Annotated in this window: 15 protein-coding genes and 1 tRNA gene; 9 read left to right on the forward strand and 7 right to left on the reverse strand. The window is 35.8% G+C overall.

Translation table 11 applies throughout. The features are described 5' to 3' along the window. The first annotated feature begins 114 nt into the window (after positions 1–114). Positions 115–2,673 (forward strand): adenosylcobalamin-dependent ribonucleoside-diphosphate reductase, encoded by a 2,559-nt coding sequence (locus ABIZ51_12030; GenBank protein MEO7089514.1) that lies wholly within the window; start codon positions 115–117, stop codon positions 2,671–2,673. A 20-nt stretch (positions 2,674–2,693) separates the two neighbouring features. Here the strand turns inward: ABIZ51_12030 and hemN are convergent, their stop codons facing one another. The 3 genes from hemN to gltX are packed head-to-tail and all read right to left on the reverse strand — an operon-like array spanning position 2,694 to position 6,047. Continuing rightward, on the reverse strand, positions 2,694–4,052 hold the full coding sequence (gene hemN / locus ABIZ51_12035) for an oxygen-independent coproporphyrinogen III oxidase (GenBank protein ID MEO7089515.1): 1,359 nt from the start codon (positions 4,050–4,052) through the stop codon (positions 2,694–2,696). A gap of 33 nt (positions 4,053–4,085) precedes the next feature. Next, complete coding sequence (gene folB, locus ABIZ51_12040) at positions 4,086–4,436, reverse strand: dihydroneopterin aldolase (protein MEO7089516.1); 351 nt, start codon at positions 4,434–4,436, stop codon at positions 4,086–4,088. 60 nt (positions 4,437–4,496) lie between these two features. Further along, positions 4,497–6,047 carry a glutamate--tRNA ligase gene (gene gltX, locus ABIZ51_12045; protein MEO7089517.1) on the reverse strand — a complete coding sequence of 517 codons (1,551 nt, stop codon included), beginning with the start codon at positions 6,045–6,047 and terminating at the stop codon, positions 4,497–4,499. 1,030 nt (positions 6,048–7,077) lie between these two features. On the opposite strand from gltX, the gene ABIZ51_12050 reads away from it, so the two are divergent. Then, positions 7,078–9,711, forward strand: coding sequence for a tetratricopeptide repeat protein (locus tag ABIZ51_12050; GenBank protein ID MEO7089518.1), 2,634 nt, complete (start codon positions 7,078–7,080; stop codon positions 9,709–9,711). A gap of 106 nt (positions 9,712–9,817) precedes the next feature. Here the strand turns inward: ABIZ51_12050 and ABIZ51_12055 are convergent, their stop codons facing one another. Then, entirely contained in the window at positions 9,818–10,648 is an 831-nt protein-coding gene (locus ABIZ51_12055; protein ID MEO7089519.1) for an anti-sigma factor, read from the reverse strand. Next, on the reverse strand, positions 10,645–11,238 hold the full coding sequence (locus ABIZ51_12060; GenBank protein MEO7089520.1) for a sigma-70 family RNA polymerase sigma factor: 594 nt from the start codon (positions 11,236–11,238) through the stop codon (positions 10,645–10,647). Before ABIZ51_12060 ends, ABIZ51_12055 begins: the two co-directional genes overlap by 4 nt. A gap of 90 nt (positions 11,239–11,328) precedes the next feature. Here ABIZ51_12060 and ABIZ51_12065 point away from each other — a divergent pair, with 90 nt between their 5' ends. The 6 genes from ABIZ51_12065 to ABIZ51_12090 are packed head-to-tail and all read left to right on the forward strand — an operon-like array spanning position 11,329 to position 21,412. Further along, entirely contained in the window at positions 11,329–11,940 is a 612-nt protein-coding gene (locus ABIZ51_12065; protein ID MEO7089521.1) for a TetR/AcrR family transcriptional regulator, read from the forward strand. Between the two features lie 28 nt (positions 11,941–11,968). Beyond that, positions 11,969–13,330, forward strand: a complete 1,362-nt coding sequence (locus tag ABIZ51_12070; GenBank protein MEO7089522.1) for a TolC family protein — start codon at positions 11,969–11,971, stop codon at positions 13,328–13,330. A 24-nt stretch (positions 13,331–13,354) separates the two neighbouring features. Next, positions 13,355–14,488, forward strand: a complete 1,134-nt coding sequence (locus tag ABIZ51_12075) for an efflux RND transporter periplasmic adaptor subunit (protein MEO7089523.1) — start codon at positions 13,355–13,357, stop codon at positions 14,486–14,488. Between the two features lie 30 nt (positions 14,489–14,518). After that, a complete protein-coding gene (locus ABIZ51_12080) occupies positions 14,519–17,905 on the forward strand; it encodes an efflux RND transporter permease subunit (GenBank protein ID MEO7089524.1) in 3,387 nt (1,128 codons plus the stop codon). Between the two features lie 2 nt (positions 17,906–17,907). Beyond that, the gene (locus ABIZ51_12085; protein MEO7089525.1) at positions 17,908–19,656 is read left to right on the forward strand and encodes an ABC transporter ATP-binding protein; all 1,749 of its coding nucleotides are present in this window, start codon (positions 17,908–17,910) and stop codon (positions 19,654–19,656) included. Next, on the forward strand, positions 19,646–21,412 hold the full coding sequence (locus ABIZ51_12090; GenBank protein ID MEO7089526.1) for an ABC transporter ATP-binding protein: 1,767 nt from the start codon (positions 19,646–19,648) through the stop codon (positions 21,410–21,412). The genes ABIZ51_12085 and ABIZ51_12090 overlap by 11 nt, the downstream gene beginning before the upstream one ends. Before the next feature lie 113 nt (positions 21,413–21,525). On the opposite strand, the gene ABIZ51_12095 is transcribed toward ABIZ51_12090, so the two are convergent. Continuing rightward, positions 21,526–21,612: transfer RNA gene (locus tag ABIZ51_12095), tRNA-Ser, on the reverse strand. Positions 21,613–21,653: 41 nt separating this feature from the next. Further along, the gene (locus ABIZ51_12100) at positions 21,654–22,601 is read right to left on the reverse strand and encodes a CPBP family intramembrane glutamic endopeptidase (GenBank protein MEO7089527.1); all 948 of its coding nucleotides are present in this window, start codon (positions 22,599–22,601) and stop codon (positions 21,654–21,656) included. A gap of 54 nt (positions 22,602–22,655) precedes the next feature. Between ABIZ51_12100 and dusB the strand changes: the two genes are divergently transcribed. Continuing rightward, positions 22,656–23,648, forward strand: a complete 993-nt coding sequence (gene dusB, locus ABIZ51_12105; protein ID MEO7089528.1) for a tRNA dihydrouridine synthase DusB — start codon at positions 22,656–22,658, stop codon at positions 23,646–23,648. Positions 23,649–23,835 lie beyond the last annotated feature (187 nt).

Raw genomic sequence — 23,835 nt, forward strand, 5'->3', positions numbered from 1 at the left:
TATTTTATATTAACAAGTTATGAGCATGTAATTTGTTTGAAAGTTTTAAAAAAGGGATTCAAAATGAGCAAAATATTATAATAATTTAGCCTCATAAATTTAACTTAATAGAGTATGGAAATGACAGCAGCAAAACAGGAACATACAAACGCAAAAGAAACCTATTCATTTAATGAAGTGTTTAAAAAATCAATCAACTATTTTAATGGAGATGAGTTGGCGGCGACAACTTGGATGAACAAATATGCGCTTAAAAATAATGATGGAGATTTTATGGAAAAAACTCCAGACGAAATGCATAAAAGAATGGCTATCGAATTTGCTAGAATAGAAAAAAAACATGAAAATAGTTTAGTTGGAAGCGCTCAAAAAATATCTGATTACGGTAAGAAGAGGGCATTCTTAAGTGAGGAGAGGATTTATAATTATTTCAAAGATTTTAAATACATTATTCCTCAAGGAAGTGTGATGAGCGGATTGGGTAATCCCTACATGTTGGCATCATTGTCTAATTGTGTAGTAATGCCTGAAATTTATGATTCGTATGGTGGAATTTTAAAAACAGATCAACAACTTGTTCAACTTTTTAAAAGAAGATGTGGCGTAGGCGTTGATTTATCTACTTTACGACCAGCAAATACAAAAGTATCCAATGCTGCAGGTACAACTTCGGGAGCTGTTTCTTTTATGGAGCGTTTCTCAAATACTACACGTGAAGTTGCTCAAAATGGAAGAAGAGGAGCTTTAATGTTAACAATGGATATCGCTCATCCAGACATTGAAAATTTTATTACCATTAAACAAGATTTAACCAAGGTTACTGGTGCTAATATTTCCATTCGTTTGTCGGATGAGTTCATGAAAGCGGTCCAAACTGATGGAGAATATACACACAGGTGGCCAATAGATTCTAAAAATCCGACTGTTACTAAAACTATTAGAGCAAAAGATTTGTGGAATAAAATTATTGATTGCGCACACGCTACTGCAGAGCCAGGTTTGATTTTTTGGGATAGGCAACATTATTATTCAACATCTTCGGTTTATCCGGGTTATAAAAATGTTTCTACAAATCCTTGTTCTGAAATTGCCATGCAAGGTGGAGATAGTTGTCGTTTAGTAGCGATTAACTTGTACAATTTTGTAGATAATCCTTTCACGCCAAAAGCAAAATTTAATTTGAAAAAATTCTATGAAGTAACCTACGAATCTCAACGACTAATGGATGATTTAGTTGATTTAGAGTTAGAAGCGATTACACGAATTTTAGATAAAGTAAAAAGTGATCCAGAACCTGATGACGTAAAATCAGAAGAAATAAAAACGTGGGAATTACTTTACAATGCTGGAAAAAAAGGGAGAAGAACTGGTTTAGGATTTACAGCTTTAGCAGATACAATCGCAGCACTTGGATATTCTTTTGATTCAAATGAAGCAATTGCTGAAATTGAAATAATGATGAAGGAAAAATGTCGTGCAGAATTTGATAGTTCTATTGATATGTCCATTGAAAGAGGAAGTTTTGAAGGCTTTTCTCCTGAAATTGAAGATACTTCAGAATTTGTTCAAATGCTGAAAAAAGAATTGCCTAAATTGTACATTAGAATGATGGAAAATGGGAGAAGAAATATTTCTATCAGCACAGTTGCACCAACTGGAACGCTAAGTATGTTAGCGCAAACTTCTTCTGGAATTGAACCTGTCTTTTTGTTATCGTATAAAAGACGAAGAAAGATAAATGCACAAAATAAAAAAGTAAAGATTGATTTTATAGATGAAATGGGCGATGAATGGGAAGAATTTGATGTTTATCACCAAAAGTTAAAAGATTGGATGTCAATAACAGGTGAAAAAGATATTTCAAAAAATCCATATATAGGTTCTACAGCATCAGAGATTAATTGGAAAAAGAGAATTGAAATTCAATCTGTTGTACAGAAATATGTGACGCATTCTATCAGTTCTACCATTAATTTACCGAATGATGTAACGAAAGAGCGAGTAGGAGAAATTTATTTAGAATCTTGGTTAGGTGGATTAAAAGGAATAACAGTTTACAGAGATGGTTCAAGAAATGGAGTGTTAATTTCTAATGATACAACTGTTGATGAGAAAATTATAGAAACAGTTGCGCCAAAACGACCAAAAGTGTTAGAAGCTGAAATCTTGCGTTTCCTGAATAATAATGAAAAATGGATTGCTGTTGTTGGATTATTAAACGGTAAACCGTACGAAATTTTTACGGGTAAAGCAGAAGATTCTTTTTTCTTATCACTTTGGGTTGAAAAAGGATATATCATTAAAAATAAAAACGAAAATGGTAAATCGAGATATGATTTCCAATATTGCGATAAAGAATCTTATAAAGTAACTATTGAAGGTTTGTCACGCTCTTTTGATAAAGAGTATTGGAATTATGCAAAACTAATTTCTGGCGTGTTAAGACATGGAATGCCTTTGCCTTACGTGGTAGATTTAGTAAGTAATTTAGATTTTCACCATGAAAATATCAACGATTGGAAAGGTGGAGTTACCAGAGCACTCAAAAAATATATTACTGATGGAACAAAAGCTCCTGATCACAAATGTATGGAATGTGGTGATATTGATGGATTGATTTACGAAGAAGGATGCCTTAAATGCAAAAGCTGCGGACATTCAAAATGCGGGTAATAATTTTTAGTTTATTATTCCTAAATCGTCATTGAGAAAATTCGGGTTTCAGGTTTATTACGGATCAATCGTAAATCAAAAGCCATTGCTACATTTCTCGTAAATACGCGACCTTTTTCAGTGATTTTCAGCTTGTTTTCAGAAATTTCTACTAAGCCATCGCTTTGCATTTCTTGTAAAACTTTCAATACATTTTCTATTTCAGGGAAAGTAGTTTGCGCATCCCAAGAGGTTTCTAAACGACACATAATATTCAGAATATGTCTTCTGATAATCAAATCTTCATCGTTCAGAATATGTCCGTGCATAACTGGAATTCTACCTTCTTCCACTATTTGTTGATATTCTTCTACACTTTTATCATTTTGTGCAAATCCATACCACGAATCAGAAATGGCAGACATTCCCAAACCTATCATTAACTGCGTTTTACTGGAAGTATAACCCATAAAATTACGGTGAATTTTTCCTGAAATCATTGATTGATACAAATCGTCATGCTCTAACGCAAAATGATCCATTCCAACTTCAATATAGCCTAATTCTTGCAAAAGCTTTTTTCCGTTTTCGTAGAGTTTACGCTTTTCTTCACCACTTGGCAAATCATTTTCATCAAAACCTCTTTGTCCAACACCTTTTACCCACGGAACATGCGCATAGGAATAAAATGCTAAACGATCGGGTTTTAACTCCAAGGTTTTACGGATAGTTGACTCCATTTTTTCCCAATTGTGAAAAGGCAAACCAAAAACTAAATCGTGTGAAACGCTTTTATAACCAATTTCTCTTGCTAATTCTGTTACCTTTTTTACATTTTCAAAAGGTTGAATGCGATTGATAGCTTTTTGAACGATTGGATCGTAATCTTGTACGCCAAAACTACATCTGCGGAAACCTAAATCATACAAAGTTTGTAAATGATTTCTGGTTGTATTATTTGGATGTCCTTCAAAAGAAAACTCTGGAGTTATGTCAATTTCAGCTTTTTCAAAGATTCCTTCTAATAATATTTTAAGATTTTCTGGTGAGAAAAATGTAGGAGTTCCACCACCTAAATGGATTTCTTTTATTTTCGGCTTTCTACCAAATAACTTTACATATAAATTCCACTCTTTCAGAATAGATTCCAAATAAGGAGTTTCAACAGAATGCCGTTTTGTAATTCTTTTATGACAAGCGCAAAAAGTACACAATTGTTCACAAAAAGGCAGATGGATGTAGATGGAAATTCCCTCAGAATCATTGGTTGCGTTAAATGTTTTAATGACAGATTGTTGCCATAAATCACTTGTAAAATCTTTATTATTCCAAAACGGAACAGTAGGATAAGAAGTGTAGCGCGGTCCAGGAATATTATATTTATCTATTAAAGAACTCATTTGAAAATTTGAGGATTTAGGTAGAGCTGTTTTTTAAAAAGAAACAACCACACTTACGCGCGACACGTTTCCATTCATCGGAGGATTTACTTTCGTGATTTTTATTTCGGCATGAAGAAGCATTGAAAAATTATTTTTCAACGCGTCCGAAATACGTTGCGCAACATGTTCAATTAATTTGGAACGTTGCGCCATTTCTTTTTTTACAATTTCGTAAACAGCAACGTAATCAATAGTTTCAGAAAGATTATCATTTATAGCTGCTTTCGAAAAATCTGTATCCAACGTTACATCAATTAAATATTCTCCGCCAATTTTTGCTTCCTCTTCCAAGCAACCGTGAAAGGCATAAATTTTTATTTCTTCGAGAATTATTTTGTGCATTTTTCAGATTTTACTTTTATTTTTTATCGTTCAAAAAATTAATTTTTCAAACATGAAAATTTATTTTATTGAATTGACTGCTGTTTCCAAACGTTTTACCACTTCTTCTTTTCCGAGTAATTCGGTCATTTCAAACAATGCCGGTCCACCTGCAACACCACTCAAACACACGCGAAATAATTGCATGACCGAACCTGGATTAATACCTAATTTTTCAGCAGTTTCCTTAAATATTTTTTCCGTTTCAACGGAATTAAAATCAGTGAGCGATTTAAAAACTTCGGCAACTTGTTTTATAAATTCAACAGATTGTTCGTTCCAACGTTTTTTAATTACGTCTGCATCGTATGTTTTTGGAGCTTCGAAAAAATAATTTCCGGAAGTCCAAAATTCATTTACAAAATGGGCCTTCTCTTTCACCAAGCGACAAACACCTTCGATATATTTTTCATCTTTCAAACGTTTATCTTCAATCGTATTTAATTTTTCTACGAAAGTTTCCGAAAATAATTTCGTTAATTCTACATCCGATTTTTTGCGCAAATATTGTTGATTGAACCATTTTGTTTTGTCGGGATCAAATTTGGCGCCTGATTTATTAACACGTTCAAACGAAAATACTTGAATTAATTCGTCCATCGAAAAAATTTCTTGCGTCGTTCCCGGATTCCAACCCAGCATGGCGAGCATGTTTACAAAGGCTTCCGGAAAAAATCCGCTTTCGCGATATCCTACATATTTTTCGCTAGTGCGTTCATCGTACCAATCCAACGGAAACATCGGAATGCCCGATTTGTCGCGTTTAGAAAGCTTCCCGTTACCATCCGGTTTTAAAATTAAAGGCAAATGTACAAGCAAAGGCATTTTATTTTCCAATCCTAAATAACGGTAAATCAACACGTGTGCTGGTGCCGAAGGCAACCATTCTTCACCACGAATTACGTGCGACATTTCCATTTCAATATCGTCCACAATGTGCGCCAAATGGTACGTTGGCATTCCGTCCGATTTCAATAAAACTTTATCATCCACTTGCGTGGAATTCACAATAATCCATCCGCGAATAATATCGTTAAACCGAATCTCTTCGTTGCGCGGAACTTTCAAACGAATCACGTAAGGCGTTCCGGCATCCATTAATTTTTTCACTTCATCTTCCGATAAAGTCAAGGAATTACGCATGTTTTGGCGCGTGATGGAATTGTATTGCGGAGCAGTAACCTTCGCAATTTCCAAGCGTTTGCGCATCGCATCCAATTCTTCCGCAGTATCAAAAGCATAATATGCATGGCCGCTATCAATGAGTTGCTGCGCGTATTTCGCGTATATTCCTTTTTCTTTTCGTTCACTTTGGCGATACGGCGCATGCGGTCCGTCACCGAAACCAACACCTTCGTTTGGCTCAATGCCACACCATTTCAGCGCGTTTATAATATATTCCTCCGCGCCATTTACATAACGTGTTTGATCGGTATCTTCGATACGTAAAATAAAATCGCCCTTGTGTTTTTTAGCGAATAAATATCCGAATAAAGCGGTACGAACGCCGCCCATGTGTAAGCCTCCCGTAGGACTTGGCGCGAAACGAACGCGCACTTTTCTGTTCTCCATAATTTTAAAATGAGGACAAAGATAAAATATAATTTTTGAGAAGATTTAATCGAATTTTTTTCACGAAAATTGATTTGAAAAATTATTTTTTTGAAGCCTTTTTTTTGCTTCAGAAAAACACGTTCGAAAAAATAATTTTTCGAACGATTGCAATTGAGAAAATGTAGAATTAAAAAATCAATTAATGATAAACGGCACTGTGTTACTATTATCATTCGATAAAATTTTACAGAAATACGTTCCTTTTTTTAAGTTTTACAAATGTAAAGGCAAGGTTTGTATTCCACTTTTCAGAAAAAGATTTTGGTAATTATATATAACTTTACACTAAACTAAAATGTTAAAAATAGTACGAGAAATAAATCCTAAAAACGGAAATGAACAATGGGTTATCTATTATATATTTGACATCAAAATTTTAACTAAAACAATTTGCGATAGTTATTAATGATTTTCAAGATTTATATACCCAAAAAACAGAACAGCAGTTCGATTCTCTGCCCAAAGTATTTGTTGATATGCTCTTTACTTGATAGCCAACTTTTTATAATTCAGAAATAATTTCATCTAATGACTTTATATTTTTGAGTCCCAATCTTTGGTATATACCATTAATTTGTTTTCTTTTTCATTTGAAAGGACATAGGAGGCACTTTAAAAGAAAGAAATCTTGAATTTGCCATAGCTAATAAAGTTTAAGAGTTATTAATTGTGGCCCAAACACAGGAACTTGTAATTCCTGTGTTTTGCTTTTGTAAAGATAACGATTTTATTTCTCAATAGATACCTGCAATGGGTAGTCGAGATATACTCCGCTTATACCTACAATATTAACATCCATTTCGTCATCTTTATTAAATTTTACGTTAATAGAGCCGTCAGAATTAACTGGAACTAATGCCTTTAGTTGCAATCACAAATATAATTTTAAGGTAATTAGTGGTTAAATTAAATTATTTAACGATTTTGTTTCGAAAAATAAAATATTTTTGTGATTATAGAGTTAGTGTAACTTGTATTTATCAGAGATTTGAAACGAGGTTCAAAAAAATATTTTTTTATCCCTACTATTGGCGCATTTTTGCTGATGGCTGCGTGTTCTACCAAAAAGAACACGCTTGTTACGCGCACATTTCACAACATTACTTCCCGTTTCAACGGCTATTATTACTCGAAATTGAATGTGAATGAAGGCGTGGATAAAATAGCCGAAAATCACAAAGAAGATTACACAAAATTACTTCCTTTATTTGTTTACGCGGATCCGAAAAGTGCACAAAGCACGTATGAGAATTTTGATAAGTCCATTGAAAAATCATCCCTTGTCGTTCAGCGCCACACGATTACAACCAAAAAAGGAATCGAAATTCCTTATGCTGTAAAATGGATCAAGTACAATTATTTGCTTATTGGAGAAGCTCATTTTTACAAGCGCGATTTTTTTTCGGCACTTGAATCATTTGATTATGTAGCGAAAGAATACAAAAAATCACCACTTAAATACGAAGCGATGATGTGGGAAGTGCGTACCTACAACGAAATGGAAATGCCTTCGTCGGCAGGTGATTTACTCGATTTTTTATACAACGAACCAAAATTTCCAAAAAAATATAAACGTGATTTGGCACTTGTTTCGGCTGATTTTTGCATGCACTTGGGCAACGATGCACAAGCAATTAAGTGGCTCACAAAAGCCATCGTGCTAACACATAAAAAACGTGTGAAAGCCCGCTATGCCTTTATTTTAGGACAATTGTATGCCCGACAAAAAAACACCAAAAAGGCGGTACAATTGTTTAAAGATTGCATCAAATGGCATCCGAGTTACGATATGGTTTTTAATGCGCGAATGAACATTGCGGGTCTATTTGATATCAGCGATGAGAAAAACGCAAAATTGATTAAAAAGCAATTGGAAAAAATGCTAACGGATAGTAAAAATAATGAATACCGCGATCAAATTTATTATGCCTTGGCTGAAATTGCCGAAAGAGAACAGAATATTCCGCTTACGATTAATTATTTGAAACTTTCTGTGCGAGCCAGTTTTTCGAATAACAATCAGAAAGCTCGGTCCTATTTAAAATTGGCAGATATTTTTTTCGATGCTCCCGAATATAAATTAGCACAAGCTTATTACGACAGTACGGTTACCTTGCTTCCAAAAGATTATCCGAATTACGAACTCATTGTCAATAAAAAAGAAAATTTAACCGTTCTGGTAAAAAATTTGGATATTATTTCTCGCCAAGACAGTTTATTAAAATTAGCGCGTATGTCCGAAAAAGACAGAGATGTTGCCATTGACACCGTTATTGCGCGCGTAAAACAAGAAGAAGAAAAGAAGGCAGAGGAAAAATTATATCAACAACAAAACAATAATTTTTTAAGTCAGAATAATCAACAAACATCGGGTCAGCAAGCAGATCCGACCATTTGGTATTTTTACAATCAAACAACTGTTGGTTTCGGAATTTCGGAATTTGTAAAAAAATGGGGAAACCGTCCGTTGGAAGACGATTGGCGCAGAAGTACCAAACAGCAACAAATGACAGCAGTAGCGAGCGAGGATTCTGTGAGTAGCGACTCCTCTAATACCAAAAATCCAACTGCAAAAGCGGCAAGAGACCCTAAAAACAGAGCGTATTATTTGAAAGACATTCCGCTTACGGAACCAGAGCAGAAAAAGGCAACAGATGAAATTATTGAAGCCTATTTTAACTTGGGATCCATTTACAAAGAACAATTGGAGAACGATGAAAAAGCTATCAGCGCCTTTGAAACATTGAATAGCCGATTTCAAAAAAATAAATATGAAGTGCCGGTTTATTATCGATTATACCGACTTTATTTGGATGAAAACAATACCGAAAAAGCCGATTACTACAAAAACATTTTGCTGAATAATTATCCCCAAACGGAATATGCAAAAATTATTAAAAATCCAGAATATGAAAAAGAGAATGCCCTCGTTGCATCGGAAGTAGACAGCTTTTACGTAGGCACTTATAAAACGTACCAAATGGCTAATTATTCGGAAACCCTTAACCGTTGTCGAAAAGCGGATTCCTTGTATTCAAAGAGTATATTGATGCCGAAATTTTCTTTCTTGGAAGCCCTTTGTATCGGACGAACACAAGACGTTAATGCCTTCCAAAATGCACTTCAAAAAGTAACCATTAAATATCCGAAAGATCCAGTATCAAAAGAAGCTCAAAATATGTTAAATGCTATCCAGTTATCGCAACATCCTGAAAAAGCGAAAGCTGCCGCAGACAGTTTATCAAAAGCAGATACCTATACTTTTGATAAAGATGCAGATTATTACTGGGTAATTGTGGTAAATGTCGATAAATTTGATGAAAATAAATTCAAATCAGCCGTATCCGACATGAATAATAATTCCTTCAGCTCTCAACAATTGGGTCTAACTTCTATTCTGATGGGAGAGAGTCAATTAATTTATGTGAAAAAATTTAGCGGTATGGCGCCCGCAATGAATTATTACAATTTTATAAATGAAGACAAAGATATTTTGGCGCTTCTCACTAAAAATAAGTACAACGATTTTATGATTTCGGAAGCTAATTTCCGCATTTTATACGCTACTCACACGACTAAACAATATTCCGATTTTTTCACAAAAAATTTTCTACAGAAATAAAACGTCTCTAAAAATTATTTTTTGAACGTAAATAAAGAGAATCGAAAAATTATTTTTTCGGCACCCTTTTTTAGTGTGTGTTTTGTCTTTTAAAAAAATTTGAAAACTATACTTTCCCCAGCACGTACATTGCGCTCATTGTAGGTGTTGGACTTCCGCCTTTTTTCTCGAGTGTAACAGCAAAAGCTTGTGCGTTGGATACTTTTTGCATCATTTGAACGGTTTTATTTCCCATCTCAAAAACGCCTTCGCTCACTGGTTTCCCATCTACAATTGCCCATAATTGATATTGTTTATCGGATGGTGGCATCGGTAAATTATTCACGTCAATTGCAACAGTTTGAGAAATTGGATTCCAATAAATCGTTGCCATTGCTTGCGGAGCAATAGCCATTCCTTTCATTTTAATAATTTTATTGGCTGTATCTGTAAGCAAAGCCATTGTTTTCGAGGTCTCTTCGAAATTTGTTTTTTGAACTTGCATTTGCATCGCGTAACCGTCCTTTTCTCCGTTTACAGAAACCAATTGCGTTTCGGTATTTTTCCAATTCGTGTAAAACACATAATTGAAAACAGCACTGGTAACTAACAAAGCAAGCGATGCAGCCACCAATAAATTTTTAATGAATTGCGATTTATTTTCGGATTTATTGAAATCCGGATTCAGCGGAATTACTTTTGCGTCTTTCGAAAAATTATTTTTTTGAAGGCTTTCTTTTTTGATTTCAGAAAATATTTTTTCTTTTAAATCAGCTGGAGGATTTTTTTCAGTACCAGAAATATAATTTTCCATCGCTTTGCGAATGGATTCAATTTCCGCTTTTATTTCAGCATGTTGTTGGGCAAAAGTTTCCACTTCGCGGGTTTCTTCCAGAGAAGTAACACCCATTACATACATTTCTAAAATGCCTGACGATATGTAATCTTTTGTGTTCAAATGCTTACTTTTAATAAACTTCGTAATTGATTAATTGCTGATCGTGCTCTTGTTTTTACTGTTCCCAATGGTAAATTTAATTTCTTCGCCGCTTCTTCTTGCGTATATCCGCCGAAATATAATAAATCAATTAATTCTTTGTATTCCTCTTTTAATGTTTCTACTACTTCTTTCAGTCCGATGTGATCCACTTTAGTGGTCGTATTCATCTGTCTGTTCACCCTATTTACGGAATCGTCTATGTTTTGGATTTGATGATTGTTTTTAAAATCTTTCGAACGAATCGTATCAATGGCTAAATTTCGAGTGATATTAAGCATCCACGTAAACAATCTGCCTTTGGAAACATCATACGTTTCGCCTTTGTTCCAAATTTTTACAAATGCTTCTTGCATCACATCGCGCGCTATTTCTTCCGAGTTTACAATCCGAAAAATAATACCGTACAAAGCAGTAGAATAATTATCGTAGATAACTTCAAAACCGCTCGCATCCTTCTTTTTAAGGAAGGCAACTAAATCTTCTTCGATATATTTTTGTGCAGCGATTTGTTGTAGAATTAAAAAAGAATAGGAGTCAAAAATAGAAATTAAAACGGAGCATTGTTAAGAATATTTTTTCAAAGGAAACTTGCAGAACAAAAATAGTTTCCGTAGTTTTGTCGCGAAATTTAAAAAGACATGAACCCCGAAGAAAAAATTTTGCAGACTGCCATCGAGCTTTTTTTCAAATACGGCATCAAAAGCGTTACGATGGATGACATTGCGAAACAACTTTCGATGTCGAAAAAAACCATTTACAATTATTACAGAAACAAAGACGAGATTGTTTTAGCGCTTACAACGGCACATTTTAAAGGCAATATTCTTGAATGTGAAGCGCTTGCAAAAAACTCCAAAGATGCCGTTTTTGAAATGGTGGGAATGATGCACCAACTTCGTGTGATGTTTGCTCGCATGAATCCGACGGTGGTGTACGATTTACAAAAATACCATCCGGAAGCGTGGCAATTGTTCAAAAATTTTAAGGAAAATCATATTTCTAAATTGGTGGAAGACAATCTGAAAAAAGGCATTGAACAAGGTTTATATAGAGAAGACATCGATGTAAAAATAATGGTGCGTTTGCGTTTGGAAGAAGTGGAAATGGCTTCAGTGCCTACGATTTTTAATCCGCAAAAATTTGATTTGAAAGAAGTACAAATGGAATTGCTAAATCATTTTTTACACGGAATTACTACCATCAAAGGACATAAACTCATCGAAAAATATAAAAAAATGATGGCAGAATAAAGCCTTCGAAAAAATAATTTTTTGACTCATGAAAAGAAAAAAAATAAAAATAATTGCTTTGTTGTTTGGTTTTGGAACTACCGTTTACGCACAACAAGCTGCCGATACAACCAGCCATGTTTTTTCCTTGCAACAATCGGTTGACTACGCACTGCAACATCAAACAAGTATTATTGATGCACAATACTCGGAACAAGCAGCGGAACAAAAAGTAAAAGAAATTCGAGGTATCGGATTACCCCAAATAACAGGCGATTTAGACGCAAAAGATTTTATTCAATTGCCAACACAATTAATTCCTGCAGAGTTTTTCGGTGGTCCTGCCGGAACATTTATCGGATTGAAATTTGGAACAAAATACAATGCCACTGGCGAGCTAGATGCATCACAAATTCTTTTTGACGGCAGCTATTTAGTGGGCTTGCAAGCAGCAAAAGTATATCGTGAGCTTTCGCAGAAAGCGACACAACGCACTAAAATTGAAGTGGCAGAAGCGGTAACAAAGGCTTATTATTCGGTATTAGTAAGTCAGGAGCAACTTAAATTAATTAGCGCCAATTTAGTTCGGTTGGAAACTTTGCAAAACGAAACTAAAACAATGCACGACAATGGTTTTGCAGAACAAATTGATTTGGACAGAATCATGGTAACATATAATAACACGGCGGTAGAAAGAGAAAAAATAGAACGATTGATTCAATTAAGCGATGCGCTATTGAAATACCAAATGGGGATGACACAAGACCAACAATTGACCCTTACAGATAGTTTGGGAGCAGTTGATTTTACACCTATTGCAGAATCTTCCGGAAAATTTAATTACAGCAACCGAATCGAATATTCTTTGCTGCAAACGCAATTGAAAGCAGCACAATTGGAATTGAAAAAAAATCGATTTGATTATTTACCTTCTGTTGCACTTTACGGAAGCGTTTCTGAACAGGCGCAGCGCAATGAGTTTGATGTTTTTGAGCCCAATAAAACTTGGTTTGCCACGCAATTAATCGGACTCAAAGTAGGAATTCCTATTTTTGATGGGTTTCAAAAACATTTTCGTGTGCAAGAGTCCGCAATTGGTGTGTTGCAAGCCAAAAATAATCTCCACGCTTTAGAACAAAGCATTGATTTCCAACTCTCGAATGCAGAAATAAATTTACAAAATGCTACTGCCAGCTTGGGAATCCAGAAAAAAAATATTTCGTTGGCACAAAATGTGGACGATGTTGCGAAGAAAAAATACGAACAAGGGGTTGGCTCTAATATTGAAATGATTACTGCGGAAACTTCTTTGAAAGAAGCGCAAACCAACTATTATAGCGCCTTGTACGATGCGCTCATCGCAAAAATAGAATTCGAAAAATCAGAAGGAACTTTAGTAAAACAGAAATAATTCAACACGTATATACTTTAAAAAATGAAAAAAATAATTTTCGCAATCGCAGGAATATCCATTTTAGCTGCTTGTTCATCTGGACAGAAAAATAAATCCTTGGATAAACAAAAAGCCGATTTAGCAAAACTTCAAAAACAGGAAGCTGTGATTCAAACAAAAATAGATTCTTTGCAAACGTCTATCCATTTGGCAGAAGGAGATTCAACAAATTCAAAACAAAAATTTGTTTCTGTTACAACTGTTCAACCGGGCTTATTTACCCATTTCATTGAAGTACAAGCCAGCGTGGATGGAAAACAAGACATCAACGTAAGTTCGCAAACAATGGGTGTAGTTAGTAAAATAATGGTTAGCGAAGGCGATGAAGTAAAAACTGGACAATTGTTGGCGCAATTGGATGATGGAGTCATCCGACAAAGCATGCAAGAAGTACAAACAGCTAAAGACTTCGCTAACACCATATATCAGAAACAAAAAAATTTATGGAATCAAAAAATCGGAACAGAAGTACAATATTTAAGCGCGAAAAATAATTATGAATCACTCATAAAAAAGCAAGCAACCTTGCAACAACAATTGGATATGACACAGCTAAAATCGCCGATTGACGGAATAGTGGATGAAATTGACATTAAACTCGGACAATCTGTTGCACCTGGGATGCCGACGATTCGTGTGGTTAATTTTTCCGAATTAAAAGTAGAAGGAAATGTGGCGGAAAGTTATATTTCTAAAGTACATAAAGGCGATAGCGTACTCGTTTTATTTCCAGATTTAAAAACGCAATTAAAAAGTACCATCAACTATGTATCAAAGGTAATCAACGTGCTTAATCGCTCATTTGCGGTGGATGTGAAATTACCTTCTGATAACATTAATTACCATCCGAATATGATAGCGATTTTAAAAATTTCAGATTACAGTTCTGCTAACGCGATTTCGGTTCCTGTAAACACCGTTCAATCTTCGCAAGACGGAGATTTTGTGTACATCGCAACTACTAAAAACGGCAAAACGATTGCCGAAAAACAAGCCATCGTTGTTGGAAGAATTTACAACGGAACAGTAGAAGTATTACAAGGATTGAATGCTGGAGATAAGTTGATTACAGTAGGTTACGAAGGATTGAATCCGGGAGATGTGGTGAAATTTTAAAAATAGAAGTGTCGAAAAAATAATTTTCAGATGAAAGATTTAGAAAAAGAATTTAAACCAACTACGTGGTCTATAAATAATCGCACCAGCATATTTATTGTAACCATTATTATCACTTTGGCAGGGATTGCTTCTTACATTGGTTTACCAAAAGAAAAATTTCCAGACATTGTTATTCCGACTATTTACGTAACCACCATTTATCCAGGAACTTCTCCAACGGACATGGAAAATTTGGTAACTAAACAAATCGAAAAGCAAATCAAAGGAATTTCGGGAATAAAAAAATTCACCAGTAATTCGGTGCAAGATTATTCTAGTATCGTAGTCGAATTTAACACCGGCGTGGACGTAAATGTTGCCAAACAAGAAGTGAAAGATGCAGTGGACAAAGCGCGTACCGACTTGCCAAGTGATTTACCGCATGATCCAGAAGTGATACAAGCGGATATATCACAAATGCCAATTATTTACGTCAATCTTTCCGGTAATTACGATCTCAATAAATTGAAAAAATATGCCGATGATATAAAAGATCAAATCGAGGCAATGCCCGAAATTACACGTGTGGATGAAGTTGGAGCCCTGGATAGGGAAATACAAATCAACGTGAATTTGTTTAAAATGGAAGCCGCGCAAATTTCCATGAACGACATTTCCAATGCTGTTGCCAACGAAAACATTACTATTTCGGGCGGAACGGTTAAAATGGATGGCATGAATCGTTCCTTGAGTGTGAACGGACAATTCACAAATGTAGATCAAATAAAAAATATTGTAGTGCGCTCAATGGCTGGCGGAACGGTTTATATAAAAGATATTGCCGATGTTAAAGATACGTTTGCAGACCAAATAAGTTATGCGCGTTTAGATCGTAAAAATGTAATTACCTTAAATGTTGTTAAGCGTGCTGGAGAAAATTTAATTGAAGCTTCGGATAAAGTCAGAGATATTGTAGCGACACTCCAAAAAACAACTTTCCCGAAAGATTTAAAAATTACACTTACCGGAGATCAATCTTCGCAAACGCGCTCTACACTTCACGATTTAATAAATACCATTATCATCGGATTTATTTTAGTAACTATTATTCTGATGTTTTTTATGGGTGGAACAAATGCTTTATTTGTTGCTATGTCGGTTCCACTTTCCATGTTCATCGCGTTTTTAATTTTACCGAGTATTGGTTTTGCTTTAAACATGATTGTGTTGTTCGCCTTTTTATTAGCGCTCGGTATTGTGGTGGATGATGCCATTGTGGTAATTGAAAACACGCATCGTATTTTTGATAATGGAAAAGTGCCGATTGCGAAAGCTGCAAAAATGGCTGCTGGAGAAATATTTTTGCCTGTTCTTGCCGGAACGCTTACTACGCTTGCACCTTTTGTTCCACTTGCTTTTTGGGGCGGCATCATTGGTAAGTTTATGTTTTATTTACCCGTTACACTTATCATCACATTAACGGCTTCTTTGGTAGTTGCCTATATTATCAATCCGGTGTTTGCAGTAGCATTTATGAAACCGCATCCGCCTGAAACAGGCGAGAAAAAAAGCCACAAAGGATTAAAAATTACGAGTATTATTTTTCTGGCACTCGCGTTATTATTTTATGCGACACATTCTTTTGGAATGGGAAATTTCCTTGTTTTTTTACTATTGATAAATATTTTTTATCGATTGGTTTTAATGAGTGCAATCAAAAAATTCCAAACAAAAACCTGGCCCTCTATTCAACAGAAGTATAAAAATATTTTAGCGAAAGCGTTGAAATATCCTAAATCTGTACTTGGCGGAACTTTCCTACTTTTTGTTTTAGCTATTTTTCTTTTTGCGGTGCGAACTCCGAACGTGGTTTTTTTCCCACAGTCGGATCCTAATTTTGTGTACGTGTATCTCAATTTACCTGTCGGAACAAATCAAGAATACACCGATTCCATCACGAAAATAGTAGAAAGTGAAGTATATAATGTAATTGGAGAAGGTAAACCTGGCGAATACAATCCGGTTGTAGAATCCGTTATTTCTAACGTTGCAGTTGGTGCTACCGATCCGCAAGAAAATGATCAAGGAACGTATTCTAATAAATCAAAAATAAGTGTTTCGTTTGTGGAATTCGGGAAACGGAACGGAGTTTCTACGCGCTTGTATCTGAATAAAATTCGCGCAGCAGTAAAAGATATGCCAGGCGTTCAGATTTCGGTAGATCAAGAAGCAAGCGGACCGCCAACACCAAAGCCTATTGACATAGAAATAAGTGGCGATAATTTTGAGGATTTGGTGAGCACTTCTACCAAATTAAAACATTACATAGATTCTTTGCAAATTGGCGGAATAGAAGATTTGCGCTCTGATTTAGAAAATCATAAACCAGAAATTATTTTTGATATTGATCGCGAACGCGCCAACAGAGAAGGCATTTCAACGGCACAAATCGGAATGGAAATTCGGAATGCCGTTTTCGGAAAAGAAGTTTCTAAATTTCGTGATGCGAATGATGAATATCCAATTGAGCTGCGTTATGAAAGAAATCAACGTGATAATATTGATGCCTTAAACAATTTAGAAATTACGTATCGTGATATGAATATGGGCGGAAAAATTCGCCAAGTTCCAATGTCCGCTTTTGTGAAAATTCACTATTCCTCTTCTTACGGAGGTATCAAACGCAAAAACAATAAACCGCTCATTTCGCTTACATCCAATGTGCTTAGCGGATTTAACCCCAACAAAGTAGTCGCGGATATTCAGGCGAACTTAATTAATTTCAAAGCATCGGATGGCGTAACAATAAAAATGGGTGGAGAACAAGAAGACCAACAAGAAACGGCTTCGTTTTTAGGTCACGCGATGCTCATTTCACTCATGTTAATTTTATTGATTTTGGTTACGCAATTTAATTCCATCAGCAAACCAATTATTATTTTGAGCGAAATTATTTTTAGCTTGATTGGAGTGATGCTCGGATTCGCTATTTTTAAAATGGATATGTCTATTGTGATGACGGGCGTTGGTTTTATTGCCTTAGCGGGAATTGTCGTTCGCAACGGAATATTATTAGTGGAATTTACTGACCTTTTGAGAGAACAAGGGGTTAGTACATTGGATGCTATTATTGAAGCCGGAAAAACGCGGATGACTCCCGTAATTTTAACTGCTACCGCAACTATACTAGGCTTGATTCCCTTGGCTATTGGCTTTAATATTGATTTCGTTACGATGTTCACAGAATTAAATCCGCACATTTATTTTGGTGGCGACAGCGTTGCATTTTGGGGACCACTTTCGTGGACAATGATTTTTGGTTTGTCGTTTGCCACTGTCATCACCTTAATTGTGGTTCCGATAATGTATTTGCTTGCCGATAATGCAAAAATAAAATCAAAAAGATTAATTGAAAAATTTTCAGCAATAAAGTAAAAATGCTTGAAACGGAAAAAATAATTTCTGCAAAAAAAGCTCGAAAGCCAAGTATGTTAAGCTTACTCAAACCTTATTCTGGTTTGATAATTTGGCTTATTGTATTGACTTTTTTTAGCAATGGAATTAGTTTAGTTATTCCAAAAATTATTGCCAATGGCATTGATAGTTTTTCCGCTGGACATTTAATTTTCAAAAAAATAATTTTTGAATTTGGTATTGCCGCTGTTTCGATATTTATTTTTACGTACTTACAAAGCATTGTGCAAACCTACGCTTCTGAGCGCGTTGCGCGCGATTTGCGTCAAAAACTTTCTGCTAAAATTTCGCAACAATCGTATGCGTATGTAGAGAAAATTTCGCCTTCACGCTTGCTTACCAATCTTACTTCTGATGTAGATGCCATCAAAACATTTGTTTCGCAAGCCATCGTTTCTATTGCGTCTTCGCTTTTTATCATAATCGGAGCGAGTGCTTTATTAATAAGTATTAATTGGCGATTGGCTTTAGCAGTACTCACTATTATTCCAATTATAGGAGCGGTATTTTATTTTGTGTTAGTAAAAGTACGCGTACTTTTTAAAAGAAGTCAAGGTGTTATTGATTGGCTCAACAAAGTAATTAACGAAAGTGTTCTGGGCGCTGCACTCATTCGTGTTTTAAATTCGCAACAGCCGGAATACGATAAATTTATTTCTGCAAATAAGGAAGCATTGGGTATTGGACTTTCCATCTTACGGCTTTTTGCAACGCTTATTCCCTTAGTTACGTTTGTTTCCAATTTGGCGATGCTCACCGTTTTAGCATTGGGCGGACATTTTGTTATTGGCGGAACAATGACACTGGGCGATTTTGCCGCATTCAACAGTTATATCGCATTACTTATTTTTCCAATTATTATGATTGGTTTTATGAGCAACGTAATTGCAATGGCAAGTGCTTCGTACCAACGAATTCAAAATGTGTTGGAAATAAAAGAAGTAGAGGATAAAGGAAGCATTAAAAATTCGCTGAAAGGAAACATTGAACTGGAAAACATTACAGTAACGTATGGTGATATACCGGCATTAAAAGAAATTTCTTTTTCAGTAAAAGCTGGAACGAAAACAGCTATTATCGGACCAACTGCTGCCGGAAAAACTCAATTATTTTATTTGCTCACAGGATTAATTCAACCCGAAAAAGGTTCGATAAAATTTGATAACAACAACATTGCCGATTACAACAAAGAAAGCTTTTACAGTCAAATTGGTTTTGTTTTTCAGGACAGTATTATTTTTAATATGAGCATGCGCGAAAACATTGCATTTAACAAAGCGGTTACCGATGAAGCGATGCAAAAAGCGATTGCTACTGCCGAGTTGGATATCTTTATTGAAGCGCTACCAGAAAAAATGGATACGGTAATTTCTGAACGAGGTAACAGTCTTTCAGGCGGACAAAAACAGCGTGTCATGTTGGCGCGGGCTTTGGCAATCAATCCTAAAATATTATTGTTGGATGATTTTACAGCTCGTGTAGATGCGCAAACCGAAAAAAAGATTTTAGCAAACGTTCGAAAAAATTATCCTGATATCACATTACTTTCCATTACGCAGCAAATAGATCCTGTAAAAGAGTACGATCAAATTATTTTATTGATGCAAGGCGAACTTGTCGCAAAAGGAACGCATGAAACATTACTGAAAACAAGTCCAGAATACGTTCAAATTTATCAATCACAAAGAAGTACGAGCAGCTATGAAGTATAATCTCTACGACATACAAGCTGCACAGCCCAAGAAAACAAATACGTGGGTAACTCTCAAAAAACTATTTGCATTTATTGTTGATGAGAAAAAAAACGTCATCATTGCTGTCATCGCTATCGTCATTAATGCAGTGCTTAATTTATTAGGTCCTTTGCTAATTGGATATACGATTGACCATTACATCGAAACAAAACAAATGCACGGAGTGTTGGTCAATTCGGCTATTTTGCTTGTGATATACATTGTCGCGGTTATCGCCAATTATCTGCAAACACAATTAATGGGAAGTATTGGTCAGCGCATGTTATACACCTTGCGAAATGCGGTTTTTACGAAGTTGCAGGAATTACCTGTTTCGTTTTTTAATCAAAATAAAGCAGGCGATTTAATTTCGCGTATCAATAACGACACCGATAAATTGAATCAGTTTTTTTCGCAATCGTTGATGCGTTTTTTAAGCAGCATTATGTTGATGATTGGCGCAGGAATTTTCCTGTTGAGTATTCAACCTAAATTAGGTGCAGCTTCTTTACTTCCAGCATTATTTATTTTCATTTTTACAAAAATAATTTCAGTTTGGGTAAAACGGAAAAATGCGGCTAACCTAAAAACAGTTGGCGGAATGAGCGCGGAAATTCAGGAAAGTTTAAATAATTTTAAAACAATTATTGCTTTTAATCGCAGAGATTATTTCAGAGATCGTTTCAGCAAAGTAAATCACGAAAATTATAAAACCGCTATTGGTGCTGGATTGGCGAATAATTTATTAATGCCTGTTTACGGATTGTTTACCAATATGGCACAACTTATTTTGTTGGTGTACGGTATTTATTTAATTGCAGCGGGAAGTTTTACTGTTGGTTTGCTCATCAGTTTTTTAGCGTATTCCAACAGCTTTTACCGACCATTGCAACAATTGGCAGTTTTGTGGGCGAGTTTCCAAACCGCGCTGGCAGCTTGGGACAGAGTTTCTACTATTTTAAATTTAGATTCTGATTTGAAAATAGAAGAAATAAAAACTTACGAAAATTCTACTTCCGCTTTGCTCGAATTTAAAGATGTTTATTTTAGTTATGCCGACAGCAAGGAAATTTTACATGATATTAATTTTAAATTGGAACGCGGAAAAACTTACGCTTTTATTGGTCCTACTGGTGGCGGAAAAACAACAAGTGCCTCTTTAATTGCGCGTTTGTACGATCCTGTAAAAGGAACCGTATTGCTAAACGGAAAAGATATTCGCTCTTATTCTCCCGCAGAACGCAGTCAAAAAATAGGTTTTATTTTACAAGATCCATTTTTGTTTACTGGTTCTGTGAAAGAAAATATTTTGTATGGCAATGCGCTCTATACAGATTATTCCAACGAAGCATTGCAGCAATTACTTGCGGATGCTCATCTAACAGTATTGTTAGATAAATTTGAAAAAGGATTAGACACGCCAATATCTTCTGGTGGCGATACACTTAGCTTAGGACAAAAACAACTCATTGCTTTTATTCGTGCTGTTTTGCGAAATCCTGAATTATTAATTTTAGACGAAGCTACTGCCAATATAGATACTGTTACAGAACAATTGTTAGAAGAAATATTGAAAAACCTTCCTTCCTCAACTACGCGTGTAATAATTGCTCATCGCTTAAATACAATTGAAAATGCAGACGAAATATTTTTTGTGAACGCTGGCGAAGTTACCGCAGCCGGCTCGATGCAACACGCCATGCAAATGCTTTTGCAAGAAGAACGCAAAAGTTAAGAGCTGCAAAGAAGAGGTTGAAAAATAATTTTTCAAAGCCTTCTTTTGATAGTTAAATTGCGTAAGGCAAAACTGAAAAAAGACGTGACTAATCTAATTCTATTCTCTTTCAGCGGAGAGGGAGGGATTCGAACCCTCGATACCCTTGCGAGTATACAAACTTTCCAGGCTTGCTCGTTCGGCCACTCTGACACCTCTCCGAAAAAAATGTTTGCAAATGTAAACAAAAATAATAGCCGATTTATGTGAGCGGAATAGATTCCGGCTTTTCTTTCTTTTTCATCCATTTGTAGAAAACAAAAGTGCCTACTCCTATTAGTAAAACACTCGCTACTACTTGCCACCAATCGTTCGTAGCGGTTCCTAATTGATCAATATTTTTTGGTACTTTATTCCGTTGTTCTAAAAAAGTAAGCAATACATCCATCCCGTTATTTACAAAATGAGCAAACATGGGTATCCAAATAGATTTACTCCAAACATAGATATAACCCAAAAAAACGCCCATCATCATACGTGGCACAAAACCATAAAATTCGAAATGAAACGCGCTAAACACAATGGCGGCAATCCAAATTCCGGAGTGGGTACTTTTAGTCCAAGCAATGAGTATCTTTTGCAGCACTCCTCTGAAAAAGATTTCTTCGGAAACTGCCGCCAGAAAAGCAATAACAAATAAATTTAAAAACAATCCGTGTATACTCTTATCGTTAAGGAACGCTTGCACAAGTGCGCCCGCCTTCGCCTCACTGTCTTTCATCCAATGTTCTAATCCGGATAAAGAAGCCGGCAACACCAATCGGCTGTTTAAATCTGCCATCCAATTGATAAAAGGCATGGCAGCCAACATAATTATTCCGACTAAAAGCATTGCCCCAAAGTTGGGCGGAATTTTTAATCCGAGGTATTCTAATTTACTTCTGGAAGCCAACACCGAAAACAAAAAGGCTGGAACAATAAACGAACCCACAGCACTTACAACTTGTGCCATTTTTAAACCCATTACTACATCTGGGTCGCCATAATTGGATAGTTTCCCGATGTCGTTAATTCCGCTGATATGTGCAAAAGGCATCGCTGCAATTATCGCCAAGACAGAGAAAACAACCAAGCAAACTAAAAAAAGTCCCATCAAAATAAAGAATTGAGAAGCAGGGGAATTTTTTTCCAAAGGAGCCAGAGTGTTCATGTGTCTGCGTTTTTGATTATTTTTGTAAAAGTAACGAAATAAATATATTCTGAAATGCTGAAGATTGGAGACATTGAATTACCGGATTTCCCTTTGTTGCTCGCGCCGATGGAAGACGTGAGCGATCCACCATTTCGTGCCGTTTGCAAACAAAACGGTGCCGATTTGATGTACACCGAATTTATTTCGTCCGAAGGTTTGATTCGCGATGCTGCAAAAAGTGTACATAAATTAGATATCTTCGAGTACGAACGTCCAATCGGCATTCAACTTTTCGGCAGCGACATTGATTCCATGCGAGAAGCAGCCATTATTGCCGACAAAGCACATCCTGATTTAATAGATATTAATTACGGTTGTCCCGTTAAAAACGTGGCGTGTAAAGGTGCGGGAGCCGCGCTGTTGCAAGACATTCCCAAAATGGTAAAGATGACTTCCGAGATGGTGAAATGCACCAAACTTCCTGTTACGGTGAAAACCCGCTTGGGCTGGGACGAGCAAACTAAAAATGTAATGGAAGTAGCGGAACGCTTGCAGGACATCGGCATCAAAGCATTAACCATTCACGGACGCACGCGCAAACAAATGTACAAAGGCGAGGCAGATTGGACATTGATTGGAGAAATCAAAAATAATCCGCGGATAAAGATTCCCATTTTCGGAAATGGCGATGCTGATAGTCCGGAGAAAGTGGTGGAAATGCGTACTAAATATGGTATTGACGGAATTATGATTGGACGTGCCAGCATTGGATATCCTTGGATTTTTAATGAAATAAAATACTTTTTGAAAACCGGATTACATCTTCCGAAACCAACCATTGAAAACAGAATTAGTGTTTGTCGCGAGCATCTGGAAAAGTCCATTCAGTGGAAAGGCGATGTGCTCGGCATCCTCGAAATGCGCCGTCATTACTCCAATTATTTTAAAGGCTTGAGCCATTTTAAAGAGTATCGTTTAAAATTGGTAACCAGCAATTCCATCCATGAAATTAATGATTTGCTAAACGAAATTGGCGAACGTTACGAAGAACTAATTTCCGCTTAACGCGATTCCTTTTTATTTTAAGAAGCTAAAATTTACCTAAACGGTAGATACGTTTAGCTTATCGCATGACACGTTTACATGAACGTGAGGCAAGTTCAGCTGTGCGTGAGGCAAGTTCAGCTGTGCGTGAGGTAAGTTCAGATAAACGTATGACATGTTCAGCTGTGCGTGAGGCAAGTTCAGCTGT

The sequence above is a fragment of the Bacteroidia bacterium genome (assembly GCA_039924845.1).
Taxonomy (GTDB): domain Bacteria; phylum Bacteroidota; class Bacteroidia; order DATLTG01; family DATLTG01; genus DATLTG01.

Bases quoted from the DNA above. Each gene is read 5' to 3' on its own strand.
- ABIZ51_12030 (MEO7089514.1), top strand. From the start codon at position 115: ATGGAAATGACAGCAGCAAAACAGGAACATACAAACGCAAAAGAAACC.
- ABIZ51_12065 (MEO7089521.1), top strand. From the start codon at position 11,329: ATGAACCCCGAAGAAAAAATTTTGCAGACTGCCATCGAGCTTTTTTTC.
- folB (MEO7089516.1), bottom strand. From the start codon at position 4,436: ATGCACAAAATAATTCTCGAAGAAATAAAAATTTATGCCTTTCACGGT.
- ABIZ51_12085 (MEO7089525.1), top strand. From the start codon at position 17,908: ATGCTTGAAACGGAAAAAATAATTTCTGCAAAAAAAGCTCGAAAGCCA.
- dusB (MEO7089528.1), top strand. From the start codon at position 22,656: ATGCTGAAGATTGGAGACATTGAATTACCGGATTTCCCTTTGTTGCTC.
- ABIZ51_12080 (MEO7089524.1), top strand. From the start codon at position 14,519: ATGAAAGATTTAGAAAAAGAATTTAAACCAACTACGTGGTCTATAAAT.
- ABIZ51_12100 (MEO7089527.1), bottom strand. From the start codon at position 22,601: ATGAACACTCTGGCTCCTTTGGAAAAAAATTCCCCTGCTTCTCAATTC.
- ABIZ51_12075 (MEO7089523.1), top strand. From the start codon at position 13,355: ATGAAAAAAATAATTTTCGCAATCGCAGGAATATCCATTTTAGCTGCT.
- gltX (MEO7089517.1), bottom strand. From the start codon at position 6,047: ATGGAGAACAGAAAAGTGCGCGTTCGTTTCGCGCCAAGTCCTACGGGA.
- hemN (MEO7089515.1), bottom strand. From the start codon at position 4,052: ATGAGTTCTTTAATAGATAAATATAATATTCCTGGACCGCGCTACACT.
- ABIZ51_12070 (MEO7089522.1), top strand. From the start codon at position 11,969: ATGAAAAGAAAAAAAATAAAAATAATTGCTTTGTTGTTTGGTTTTGGA.
- ABIZ51_12090 (MEO7089526.1), top strand. From the start codon at position 19,646: ATGAAGTATAATCTCTACGACATACAAGCTGCACAGCCCAAGAAAACA.